An 11,785-nucleotide genomic window follows, 5' to 3' on the forward strand; every position below is an offset into this window, starting at 1 on the left:
GTGGGCGCAAATGGCGCGTCCGTCCCGCGCGCGCCGTGGATGAGGTGGTAGACTGAGCGCCTCTTGCGTCTTCCGATCGCTTCTCTCTTCGGCGTCCTGGCTGTGCTGTTCGCCCATGCGGCGCTCGCCGCGCCGGGCGACAAGGAGGCGAACCAGGGCATCAACGCGGCCCGGGGCGGGTTCTGCAAGCGGGCGATCCCGCTCCTCGAGTCCGCCGAGGGCCAGCGGCACCGCCCGAGCTCTGCGGTCCCGCTCGCCGACTGCTACGCGAAGCAGGGCGAGCTGCTGAAGGCGAGCGAGATCTATCACACGGTCGCGAGCGAGAAGAAGGAGCCCGGGTACACCGGCCGGGATGTCGTGGCCATCACATCGGCCAAGAAGAAGGCGGCGCAGCTCGACGCGCGCATCCCGACGCTCGTCGTCACGCCGGCGGAGCCCTACGCGGGGCTCGTCGTCGAGATCGACGGCGAGGCGATCGGCGACCCATCGACGCCGCAGCGCTTCGATCCGGGCAAGCCGCTCTCGGTCGTCGCCAGGGCCGAGGGGTACGAGGAGCTCTCGCAGAAGATCACGCTGAAGGAGAAGCAGCGGCGCGAGCTCAAGCTGCGCCTCAAGCCGAAGCCCGGCGCGGCGAAGCCGGCGGAGAAGCCCGTGGCGGCGAAGCCGCCGGAGCAGAAGCCGCCGGAGAAGCCTGCGGCGGCGAAGCCGCCGGAGAAGAAGCCGGTGGCGAAGAAGCCGCCGGAGAAGAAGCCGCAGAAGCCGGTGGCGAAGAAGCCACCGGAGAAGAAGCCGACGAAGCCCGTGGCGAAGAAGCCGCCGGGGAAGAAGCCGACGAAGCCCGCGGCGACGGAGTCGGCGGAAGACGAGCCGCGCGTCGCGGCCGGGCCCGACGAGAAGGCGAAGCCGCAGGTCGAGATGCCCGAGCCCACGCCGCCGGACGAGATGCCCGAGCCCACGTCGCCGGCCCGGCGCAAGCAGCGGAACGTGTGGATCGGCGCCGGCTTCCGGGGCTTCTTCGTCCCCCAGGTCATGTTCGGGCTCTTCGGAGAGGGCGGGCGGCACGCCTTCTTCCCCGGCGGAGACGTCTCGCTGTCCACGCGGCTCGGGCGGTTCGATCTCGTCTTCTCGGTCGCCTACGCGCGCTTCCGGTTGCAGGAGACGCCCTTCTTGCCGAACGGGCACCCCGACACCGACTACGAGATCATCGAGAGCGATCTCCAGGCGCTCCAGGCGGACGCCCGCCTGGTCTGGAACATTCCGCTCGATCGCGACGAGCGGTTCGCCTTCCGCGTCGGGGCTGGCCTCGGCGTGGGCTGGATGTTCATGGGCGAGCTCTACCGGACCCAGGCGTACCCCGGGGACGCCGTCCCCGGCGACCAGAGCACCTTCGTGCCGGGGGATCCGTACCGCTACAAGAAGTGCCGCGGGCCGAACAATCCGGAGGGGAGCTTCCGGTACTGCAACCAGCTCGACTACGACGCGGATCACTACCCCGGCTACGCCGAGCCGAGCTGGTTCACCCGCCCCAAGGGAAAGCCCCAGGGCCTGAAGCCGGTCGTCTATCCGTGGCTGCTCTTCCCCGAGCTCGGCCTCTCGTTCCGGCCGTGGGACCGCGTCGCCTTCGATCTGCGGGTCGGCGCCTCCGTGACGGGTCCGCTCGGCGCGCTCGGCATCCGCTTCGCGCTGTGAGCGGCGGGGCTCAGCGCTCGAGCTTCACGTCGCGGCGGAGCTTCCGGGAGACCACGGCCTCGAGCGTGCTCCAGAGCTCCTCGCCGGTCCGCTGCGCCACCCAGCGGCCTTCCGGCTGCAGGTAGTCGAAGTGCCACGCCGCCCGCTCGGCGGCCATCCAGATCTGCCGCGCCGCGCGGTGGCTGTTGACGACGTACTTGACGCCGTCCTCGAACTCCAGCGTGAGGATGCCGCTCTGCAGGTCGGCCTCCACGCCGTCGGGGATCTCGTTGATCGCCCGATCCAGCGCGCGCAGCGACCGATCGGCCACGGCGTCGAACTCTCGCTCCGACAGGGGCTCTCCGCTCATGCCGCTCGGCTTACAACGGCGCGCGCCGCGGCGGTATGGGGAAGCGCCGGAGGCCGCTCACTCCCAGGGCACCGTGTAGAGCTTCACGTTGCTCATCGCCTTCATCGCCTCGACGACGCCCTCCTTGACCCCGGTGCCGCTGTCCTTGATGCCCCCGAACGGCGACAGCTCGGAGCGGTACCCCGGCACCTCGCGCACGTTGACCGTGCCGCAGCGCAGCTCGCGGACGAGCCGGTGGACGTGCCTCATGTCGTTCGTGCAGACGCCGGCGGAGAGGCCGTAGCTCGTCCCGTTCGCCACCGCGATCGCCTCGTCGATGTCCCTCACCCGGAGGATCGGCGCGTGCGGGCCGAAGGTCTCCTGCTGCACGGACGGGGCGTCGCGCGGCACGCGATCGATCACGGTGGGGCCGTACAGCGCCCCGCGGCGCTCGTTCCCGAACAACAGCTCGGCACCCCGCGCGAGCGTGTCCGCCGCGGCCGCCTGGAGCTGCCGCGCCGCCGCCTCGGAGATCACCGTCCCCATGTCCGTCGCGGGGTCGCGCGGATCGCCGACCTTGATCTGCGCCGACGCGGCGGCGAGGCGCGCGGCGAACTCGTCCGCGACGCGCTCGCTCACGATGAGCCGCTTCACCGCCGTGCAGCGCTGCCCCGAGTTCTTGTAGCAGCCGTAGACGGCGAGCCGCACCGCCTCGTCCAGATCCGCGTCGTCGAGCACGATGAGCGGATCGTTGCCGCCGAGCTCGAGCACCGCGCGCCGGTAGCCGAGCATGCCGGCGATGCGCTTGCCGATCTCGACCCCGCCGGTGAAGCTCACGAGCTCCACCGCGGGGTGCGTCACGAGCGCCCGCCCGATCTCGGCGGGGTCGCCGGTCACGACGCTGAGCATGCCGGGCGGCAGCCCCGACTCGTGCAGCACGGCCGCGAGATAGACGGCGGAGAGCGGCGTCTTCTCCGACGGCTTGAGCACCATCGCGCTGCCGCTCGCGACGCTCGGCGCGACCTTGTGGGCGACCTGGTTCAGCGGGTGGTTGAACGGCGTGATCGCCGTCACGAGGCGCAGCGGCTCGCGCAGCGTGTAGCCGCGGCGGGGCTTGCCGTTCGCCGAGATGTCGAACGCGAGGCACTGGCCGTCGTCCCGGAGCGCCTCGTACGCGGCGAACCGGAGCACGTCGAGCGCGCGCCGCACCTCGTACGCCGTGTCCTTGAGGCACAGCCCGCTCTCCCACGTGATGAGCCGCGCGACCGCGTCCGCCTGCGCCTCGATGAGCGCCGCGGCGCGGAGCAGGATCTGGCTGCGCTCGTGGCGCGAGAGCCGCGGCGGGCCGGACGACGCGGCCTCGATCGCCCGCGTCACCTCCTGCTCGTCGAGCCTGGGCACGCTGCCGATCACCTCGCCCGTGAACGGGTAGCGCACGAGGATGCGCTCGTCCCGGCTCACCGGCCTGCCCCCGATCAGGCACGGAAAATGGAACCCCGGTCGTTCGATGGAGAGCGTCGAGCCCATCCTGTCCCCCCTTCAGGCGCTCGATCGATGGCGCTAGGCCGCGGCGATCGAGAGTCGGTTCAGCAAGAGATCGAAGACGTCCGCGTTCGACAGCGCGCACGGCCGGCCGCTCGCCGCGTCCGCGTCCGCGCCGAGCAGCCTCGCGCGCTCCTCGGGCCGGAGCGGGTGGCTCGCGAGGATCGGCACGTCGGCCTCGTGCAGGCCGCCGTGGGACCTGAGCCCGCGCCGCACCGCGGACAGGTCGTGGTAGGCCGCGCTCTTGCCGAGCACCGTGCTCCGATCGCCGAGGACCACGAGGTCGCCGATCCGGTCCGGCGGCAGCGCGAAGCGCCGCGCGGCCTCGTCGCGGGGCAGGACGAGCTCCACGCCCGGGAGCCGCGCGAGGACCTCGGCGGCGCGCGGCTGCGTCGAGGCGCAGGCGTACACGGTGGCGTACGACCCGAGCGCGCCGTGGTGCACCACGTACGGGTCGGTGATCGGCAGGAGCACCCGGAAGTCCGAGAGGCCGGCCTCGCGGAGCGCGTCCTCGAGGTAGCGCACGTTGGGCGAGCCATCCGGCGCGGTCTTGTCGTTCATGCCGTGATCCGCGGTGATGCCGCAGACGAACCCGGCGTCGAGGTACGCGCCGAAGAGCGCGTCGAAGCGGGCGTAGAACCGGTCCGACATCGGTCCGCGCGGCGGCTCCTTGTGCTGCACGTAGTCGGTCAGCGACACGTAGAGCAGCGTGGCCGAGACCCGCTCGTGCAGCGCGAGGCCCATCTCCATCGCGTAGTGCGAGATGTCCCAGTCGTAGATCGACGGGTTCTCGCGGCCGACGGCGGCGGTGATCGACGCGATCCCGTGCTCCGGGAGCGCCTGCTCGTGCGCCTTCTCGGCCGACAGCGAGATCGGGCGCGGCCCCCCCTCGCGGCAGGCGCCGAGCAGCGCGCGGAGCTTGTCCTTGGCCGTGATGCAGAGGGTCCGGACGCCGGCCTGCTCCATCCTCTCGAAGAGCGTCGGGACGCGCAAAAACCGCGGGTCGTTCATCGGCACCTCCTCCCCCGAGGCGGCGTCGAAATAGTAGTTGCCCGAGATGCCGTGCACGCGCGCCGGCTGGCCGGTCACGATGGACACGTTGTTCGGGTTCGTGAAGCTCGGGATCTGGCCGCGGCCGCGCACGTACAGGCCGCCTCCGGCGAGCGTGGCCGCGAGCCGAGGCATCAGCCCGTCCGCGAGCGCCTGGTCGAGGTACTCGGGCGCGCAGCCGTCGACGCAGAACACCACGGTCTTGCGCGCGGGCAGCGCGTAGCGCCGATCGCACAGATCGATCATGCCGAACGCTGACACGCAGCGCGCGGGCCGAGAAGGGCGGCGGCCGCGGCGCCGCCGGGGCCGCTCCGCCTCGAACGGCGGGCGCGGCGCGCGCCGCGGCGGATCAGTAGCCCGGCCAGGGGTCGGCCGGCTTCGGAGGCGCCGGGGCCGGCCGCTTGAAGCACATCACGCCGGCGTCGAGCGCCACGAGCTCCCAGCCGCTCTCCCCGCGCGCCTTCGCGACGGCGCGGGCTTCCTCGACGCCGTGCGCCTGCTCGCAGTCCTGCTCCCACCGCGGCGCGGGGGCGCTCGGCGCGACACCCTGGGCGCGCACCCGCCCCGCCGCGAGCGCGCAGGCCGCGCCCAGCACCAGACCGCCCAGCACGAGCACGACCCGCTTCTCCATGATTCCAGGAACATGGTGGTCCGCTGCGGGCAGGACCGTCAAGCGACGCACCGGGGACGTTCGGCACGCCCGGCAGGATTCGAACCTGCGACCCGCGGCTTAGAAGGCCGCTGCTCTATCCAGCTGAGCTACGGGCGCGTGGACGACAAGCGCGTCATTCGTACTGCATCGCGGCCCCGGAATCGAGCGTCACGAGCGGCGCGGGCGTGCGCGCGCGGGCGCGGCACGCCGCGCTGCGCCGGTTCAGCCCGACGCGGCCATCCGCCGGACCTGCTCGCCGGTCCGGCCGTAGCGCCGCTGCCGCCGGGCGTAGATCTCGAGCGCCTCGTCGAAGGTCGCCTCGGTGAAATCGGGCCAGAGCGTGTCGGTGAAGAACAGCTCCGCGTACGCGGCCTCGAAGAGCAGGAAGTCGCTGAGGCGCTTCTCGCCGCCGGTGCGGATGATGAGATCCGGATCCGGCATCGCGCTGGTCGTCAGGAAGTTCCGGAGCGACTTCTCGTTGATCTCCTCCGGGATGACGAGCCCGGCGCGCGCGCGGACCGCGAGCGCGCGCATCGCGTTCGCCATGTCCCGGCGGCCGCCGTAGCTCAGCGCGAGCGCCAGGGTCATCTCGGTGCCGCCCGAGGTGTCCTCCACGAGCTTCTCCATCGCGCGCCGCGTCGGGGTCGGGATGTCCTCGAGGTCGCCGACGATCTGCACCGCGATGCCGCGCCGGATCAGCTCGTCGTGCTCCCCCTCGGCGAACTCCTGGCAGATGCGCATCAGCGCGTCGATCTCGTCCTTGGGCCGCGACCAGTTCGCGACGCTGAACGCGTAGAGCGTGAGGTACGGGATGCCGCGATCGCGGCAGGCGCGCACCGAGAGGCGCACGGCCTGCGCGCCGTGCCGGTGCCCCTGCATCCGGGGGAGACCCCGCGCCGCTGCCCAGCGGCCATTGCCATCGAGGATGATCGCGACGTGCTTGGGGAGATTGCTGGACGTCATGGTTTTCCTGGTGGGGACGACGACCCACTCTGCGCCGAGCTTGGGCGCGGTAGGGGGGCAGACGGTGATGCGATTGTGGAGGTTCTGTGGAGGATGCCGCGGATGAGCTCAAGGGCCGCCGCCCGTGGACCTTAGCGCGCGCCCGGCAGAGCGCTCCGCCGGGCGGCCAGCCGCGTCTTCGCACCACCGATCGGGTGCGCTGTCAAACCGGAGAAACCTCCCGGAAACCCAAATGCTCCTGGCGGTGAGTCGGGGGGGTGAAATGGAGCGGGGGAGCTCGTGGTTTCCGGGCGGCTCAGGCCCCCGGCAGCGACAGCTTGAACTCGACCTCGGGCGGCCCGCGGTGGGTGCACTCGGCCGAGCCGCTGTGGGCCTCGGCGATCGCCTTGACAATCGCGAGGCCGAGGCCGGTGCCGCCTCGGTCGGCGCGGGTCGTCACGAACCGGCGGAACAGGCGGCCGGCGACGTGCCGCCCGATCTCGCCGCGGTTGCGGATCGCGATCGCGACCTGTCCGCCCAGGCGGGACACGGCGATGTGGATGGGCGCCGCGGCGTCGCCGTGTGTGCGCGCGTTGTCGAGCAGGTTGTCGAGCGCGCGCGACAGCCAGAGCTCGTCGCCGCGCACGGCCGCCGAGCTCGGCGCGTCGAGCTCGACGCGGCTGCCGCGCTCCCGCGCCCGCGCGGCGGCGGCCTGCGCGATCGCGACGAGGTCGATGACCGCGGCGTGCTCCACGCCGCGCGCCTCGAGGCGCGCGAGCGACAGGAGCTCCCCGAGGAGCGCCTCGATCCGGGTGATCGCCTCGCGGATGCGGGCGACGAAGCGCGCGGCCTCCTCGGGGTCGTCGAGCGCGCCCTCGGAGAGCACCTCGGCGCTGGCGCGGATCGCGGCGACCGGGTTCTTGAGCTCGTGCGACAGGTCCGCGGCGAACGTCTCGACGAAGGGGCGGCCCTCGAGCTGGCGCCGCATCGAGTCGATGGCGCGCGTCAGCCGCTGGACCTCGCGGCCCTGGGCCGGCGGCGGCGCCGCGCGCACCTCCCCCTCGCTCACGCGCACGGCGAACTCGGTGAGCGCCTCGATCGGCGTCGCGATGGCGCGGCCGATCAGGAAGGACGAGAGCGCCGCCGCGGCGCCGAGCACCGTGCTGATCACGAGGATCGGCGGGGCGAAGTCGGCGACCATCCGCTGCACGACGATGGTCGGCTTCACGACCTGCACGCTCCCGACGCGCCGGCCGCGGACCTCGATGGGCGCGGTCACGAAGACGGTCCCGGGCTCGCCCGGCGACGCGCCGCGGGCCCGGAGCACGCGCCCCTCCGGGTCGAGCAGCGCGATGTTCTGGGCCGTCGGGCCCTCGCCGTCGAGCGCGCGCACGGCCGCGAGGTCGACGCCGCGGACCTCCATCTCCATCGCGGCGACGGCGGCGAACGCGGCCGCCTCGTCGCGCGCGCTGCCCTCGGCGAGCAGCGTCGCGCGCGCCTCGATGCGATCGATGACGAGCAGCCCGAGCCCGAACGCGAACGCGCCGACGATGCCGCCGAGCGCGATGAAGATCTGCATCCGGATGCTCATCCCGGCCGTCCGGGCGCGGACGAGGCGGGAGGCGAACAGCGCGACGAGCAGGATGATCGAGACGGCCGCCGCCGCGGTGACGACGAGGCGCACCATGGGCTAGGCGCCGCCTTCCGGGGGGCTCGGCTTGTCGGTGACGCGGTAGCCGACGCCGCGCACCGTCTCGATGAGGTCGGCGTCGCCCCCGGCCTCGACGACCTTCTTCCGGAGCCCCTTCACGTGCGAGTCGATGGTCCGGTCGGTGATCGCGAACCCGTCGCCCCAGACGCGGTCGATCAGCTGCGCGCGCGTGAACACCCTGCCCGGCGCGGCGAGCATGCAGGCGAGCAGGTCGAACTCGACGCGGGTGAGGTCGACCTTCTGGCCGTTGACGTGCGCCCTCCGCGTGGCCTCGTCGACCATGAGCGGCAGCGGCGCGGGGGCGGCGTCGGGCGCCTGCGGCCGCGCGGCGCGGCGCAGGACGGCCCGCACCCGCGCGACGATCTCCCGCGGCGAGAACGGCTTGGTCACGTAGTCGTCGGCGCCGGTCTCGAGCGCGGCGACGCGGTCGGCCTCGCCGTCGCGGCTCGACAGGACGATGATCGCGGCGCGCGCCCCGCTCCGCCGCACCTGGCCGATGAGATCGAAGCCGCTGCCGTCGGGGAGCATCAGGTCGAGGATGATGAGGTCCGCCTTGTCGATCTCCCGCTCGGCGGCCGCGAGCGTGGTGGCGACCGTGGCGGCGAACCCGTCGCGGCGCAGGAAATAGGCGATCGACTCGGCGATGGCCGGCTCATCCTCGACGACCAGGACCTTGGCCATGATCGGGGAGCCTAGACCGGCGCGGCGGACGCGTCGACAGGGCTGGCCGGCGGGGTCGTGCCGCCACATTGTGGCGTGGTCACGCGCACTTGCGTGGCGTGGCCGGGCGCTCCGGGCAATCCGCGCGACCCGCGCTCACGGGAGCGCCGCGTTCACGAGCTCGCGCACGATGCCGAGCAGCCGGTCGTAGTGCTCCGGGATGGGCCGCAGGCCGGCGCAGTGCACCACGAGCCCGCCGGGGCGGAGCTCGAGGTGACCCTGGAAGCCGCGGCGAGCGAGGAGCTTGCGCAGGCGCGGGTGGAACGCGGCGGCGGCCTCGCGCGGCGAGGCGGCGAAGGTCGTCACGTGGGTGTCCCAGAGCGCGTCGCCGAGGACTACCCGGGGCGGCGGGGCGCTCTCGATGAAGGCGACGCGGGTCAGGAAATGCTCGCCGACGCGCATCGCGGCGCGGCGCTGGAGCGCCGGGTGCGCCGCGAAGCCGAGCAGCGATCGCTCGAGCGGCTCGGCGTCGCCGTCCGCGTACCACGGCTCGGCGATGACCGCGTGCCCGGGGTTCGCCGTCCACGTGCACGAGGACAGGTAGGCGGAAGGGGGCGCGATCGTGTCGTACGGCTCCCAGCGACGGAACCAGGCCTCGTCGGGGCGCGCGGTGAAGGCGAGGCCCCGCCGGGCAGCCCACGCTGCGATGAGCTCGGAGCCGAGCGAAGGCGGCATGCCTGCGAGGTTAATCCCCGCGACCGCGCCTCGGAAGTCTCCGCCGCCACGCCGCGGCGAGCGCGCCCGCGCCGAGCGCCATCCAGGACGCCGCGCCTGCGGCGCCGCCGCCCCCGGGCAGGTCGCAGGAGCACCGGCCGTAGAGGCCCACCGTCGTCGTGGTCGTTCCGTCGTCGTTGCCGTCGTCGTCCACGGGGCCTCCGGGTCCTCCCTGGCCTGCGGTCACGGGCGCGCCTCCGGCGTTGCCGTCCGGTCCGCCGCTGCCGCCCACGCCGCCGCTGCCTGCGCTGCCGCCTGCAGCGTCGCTTCCGCCCGCGCCGCCGCTGCCGGCATTGCCGCCGCCGCCGCCGCCCGCACCGCTGCCGCCCGCGCCGTCGCTGCCGCCCACGCCCCCCGCGCCGCCGTCGCCCGTCGGGCCGCCGTCGTCGGCGCAGCGCGTGACGTGGAGGGGCCGCGTGCGCGTGCAGTCCGTCGGCGAAGCGCAGCGCGGATCGGAGAGCGCGGCCGGCGCGCCGCCGGCGCCGATCTCGCCGAGGGCCGGGTAGGCGACCTCGATCTTCTCCCAGCGCCCGCCGGTGTGCTCCATCCGGCCGAACACCCGCTCCTGGTACGGAGCGGCGCCGCCGATCGCCGGATCGTAGACGCCGCGCCCCGCGTCATAGTTCGGGTTGTTCGGGTTGTTGACGTACGAGAGCCCGTTGTACGCCCACACGGCGCTGTACCAGTGCTCGACGATCGACGGCTGCCGGTCGCCGACGCAGCGCGTGGCCTTCCACTTCATCGCGAGGATGTGCGTGCCCGTGGCCGCGTTGTACGTCGGGTCCGCGGCCACGCGGCGCGGATCGAAATCCGGGCTGTCGCCGCCGCGCATGCCGCTCGTGATCTGCGACGCGCCGTAGCCGCAGTCGAACGAGATGATCGTCCGCGAGCTCGCCCCCGCCTGATCCATCGGCCGGTCCGGCGCGCAGAACTGCTGCCACCCCGACTCCTGCATGGCGATCGCCTTCAGCAGCTCGCACGGGAACGTCGCGTCGACCTGCCGCGGCGCCTCGGGCTTCTCGCAGCCCTGGCCGAGATCGATGGTCTCCGGGCCGGCGTCCCCCCAGGCCGCGGGGCCCCGCGAGACGAGATCGAAGATGGCGTTCCACTCCGCGACCGACGGGTTGATCCCGGGCACGGCCTCGATCGCGCACCCGCGATCGTTGTAGGCGCTCGACGCGGTGAAGCAGGGGCAGTACGCCGCGCGGGCGTCCGGCGCCAGAAGCGCGGCCGCGGAGATCGCCGCCGGGACCAGGAGAAGGCGGCCCCTCACGGCTCCTCCTTCGCGGTGGTGAAGCCGGCGACGGCGATGCGCGCGCCGGACGGCGCGGGGATCGCGAAGGCCTCGCCGCTCTCCGCGTGGATCGCGAAGGGGACGGCGAACGCGGAGGGGTTCGTGTGCAGCGCGGCGACCCACGCCCCATCCGGCGAGACGGCCTGGATGGCGTCGACGCCGGCGCCGAGCGGACCGCGGACCTCGGCGCTGGCGCCGACCACGCGGAGCCCGGCGGCGCGATCGGGCGTGTACGCGAGCCCGCCGCCCGGCCATGCGTGCGGGGCGAGGCCGCTGTTCGCGCTCACCTCGAGCCGGGCGCGCTTGCCGCGGGCGAGATCGAGGCGATCGATGACCCACAGGCCGGGATCGGTCTCGTGCCGCTCCTGGAACACGAGCGCGCCCGTGGTCGCGTCGATCGAGAAATCGCGCGCGAACGGCGGGATCGACGGGGCGAGCACGCGCGACGCGCCCGAGTCGGGGTTCACGAGGACGAGGTCGGCCGACCCAGGGGAGACGCGGTAGACGACGAGCTCGCCGTTCCACGCGCCGGCGAGGAAGGCGAGGTAGCCCGTGTGCCGGTGCGCGGTGCGCGTCGCGCCGGTGGCGAGGTCGACCTCGTCGATCGTGAGCGCGTCGACCCGGAGCTGCGCGAGGTCGCCGTCCATCGGCGGCTCCGGGCCGGCGACGCCGCGCGAGACGAAGACGCGCCCGTCGGCGGTGACGAGCGGGCGGCTCGCGTGCACCACGCCGTCGCAGAGCGCGACCGGCTCGGCGTGCGGCTCGACGCGGAAGAGGGTCGCGTTGAACGAGCGATCGCGCGACGGGCGCGTGTCGGCGGTCGCGACGACGATCGGCGTCCGCGGCACGACGCGGGCGCGGACGACCGCGTCGCCGAGGTGCTGGAGCGTGGCCAGGGCGGGGCCGGCCTGGCCACCCCCGACGGCGGCGATGTGGAGCGTGGTCCGGGTCGCCCCCGGCGACGTCGCGAGGATCGCGACCCGGGCGGCGGCGGCGCTCGCAGCGGGCGCCGCGGCGGCCGCGGGCACGAGGAGGTGGCCGATCCGCGCGAGCGCGGGCGCGGGGGCCTCGCCGCGGGCGAGCACCGCGGCTCCCGCGACCGACAGCGCGGCGAGCAGCGCGCCCGGAAGCGCGATTCTGTTC

The 11,785-nt window shown here is 73.7% G+C and carries 11 protein-coding genes and 1 tRNA gene; 1 reads left to right on the forward strand and 11 read right to left on the reverse strand.

Annotation, left to right across the window (positions count from 1 at the left end):
* The first annotated feature begins 63 nt into the window (after positions 1 to 63).
* Positions 64 to 1,689, forward strand: a complete 1,626-nt coding sequence (locus tag WMF26_RS15205; RefSeq protein WP_438000913.1) for a PEGA domain-containing protein — start codon at positions 64 to 66, stop codon at positions 1,687 to 1,689.
* A 10-nt stretch (positions 1,690 to 1,699) separates the two neighbouring features.
* Here WMF26_RS15205 and cyaY read toward each other — a convergent pair whose 3' ends face one another.
* The 11 genes from cyaY to WMF26_RS15260 all read right to left on the reverse strand — a co-directional run bounded on the left by cyaY (position 1,700) and on the right by WMF26_RS15260 (position 11,727).
* Positions 1,700 to 2,038: an iron donor protein CyaY gene (gene cyaY, locus WMF26_RS15210; RefSeq protein ID WP_061625070.1), complete on the reverse strand. Its 339-nt coding sequence runs from the start codon at positions 2,036 to 2,038 to the stop codon at positions 1,700 to 1,702.
* A gap of 57 nt (positions 2,039 to 2,095) precedes the next feature.
* Entirely contained in the window at positions 2,096 to 3,544 is a 1,449-nt protein-coding gene (gene phnY, locus WMF26_RS15215; RefSeq protein WP_438000914.1) for a phosphonoacetaldehyde dehydrogenase, read from the reverse strand.
* 33 nt (positions 3,545 to 3,577) lie between these two features.
* Complete coding sequence (phnA, locus tag WMF26_RS15220) at positions 3,578 to 4,855, reverse strand: phosphonoacetate hydrolase (protein ID WP_438000915.1); 1,278 nt, start codon at positions 4,853 to 4,855, stop codon at positions 3,578 to 3,580.
* 103 nt (positions 4,856 to 4,958) lie between these two features.
* Positions 4,959 to 5,240: a hypothetical protein gene (locus WMF26_RS15225; RefSeq protein WP_020735016.1), complete on the reverse strand. Its 282-nt coding sequence runs from the start codon at positions 5,238 to 5,240 to the stop codon at positions 4,959 to 4,961.
* A 64-nt stretch (positions 5,241 to 5,304) separates the two neighbouring features.
* Positions 5,305 to 5,378, reverse strand: a tRNA-Arg gene (locus WMF26_RS15230).
* 105 nt (positions 5,379 to 5,483) lie between these two features.
* On the reverse strand, positions 5,484 to 6,224 hold the full coding sequence (gene uppS / locus WMF26_RS15235; protein WP_438000916.1) for a polyprenyl diphosphate synthase: 741 nt from the start codon (positions 6,222 to 6,224) through the stop codon (positions 5,484 to 5,486).
* 295 nt (positions 6,225 to 6,519) lie between these two features.
* Entirely contained in the window at positions 6,520 to 7,890 is a 1,371-nt protein-coding gene (locus WMF26_RS15240; protein ID WP_061625065.1) for a histidine kinase dimerization/phospho-acceptor domain-containing protein, read from the reverse strand.
* 3 nt (positions 7,891 to 7,893) lie between these two features.
* Positions 7,894 to 8,595, reverse strand: a complete 702-nt coding sequence (locus WMF26_RS15245) for a winged helix-turn-helix domain-containing protein (RefSeq protein ID WP_437337741.1) — start codon at positions 8,593 to 8,595, stop codon at positions 7,894 to 7,896.
* 135 nt (positions 8,596 to 8,730) lie between these two features.
* Positions 8,731 to 9,309 (reverse strand): hypothetical protein, encoded by a 579-nt coding sequence (locus WMF26_RS15250; protein ID WP_438000917.1) that lies wholly within the window; start codon positions 9,307 to 9,309, stop codon positions 8,731 to 8,733.
* A 10-nt stretch (positions 9,310 to 9,319) separates the two neighbouring features.
* Positions 9,320 to 10,621 carry a hypothetical protein gene (locus WMF26_RS15255; RefSeq protein WP_438000918.1) on the reverse strand — a complete coding sequence of 434 codons (1,302 nt, stop codon included), beginning with the start codon at positions 10,619 to 10,621 and terminating at the stop codon, positions 9,320 to 9,322.
* On the reverse strand, positions 10,618 to 11,727 hold the full coding sequence (locus WMF26_RS15260; protein ID WP_438000919.1) for a hypothetical protein: 1,110 nt from the start codon (positions 11,725 to 11,727) through the stop codon (positions 10,618 to 10,620). Before WMF26_RS15260 ends, WMF26_RS15255 begins: the two co-directional genes overlap by 4 nt.
* Positions 11,728 to 11,785: the final 58 nt, after the last annotated feature.

It is taken from the genome of Sorangium sp. So ce185, assembly GCF_051526825.1.
GTDB classification, from domain to species: Bacteria; Myxococcota_A; Polyangia; order Polyangiales; family Polyangiaceae; genus Sorangium; species Sorangium cellulosum_D.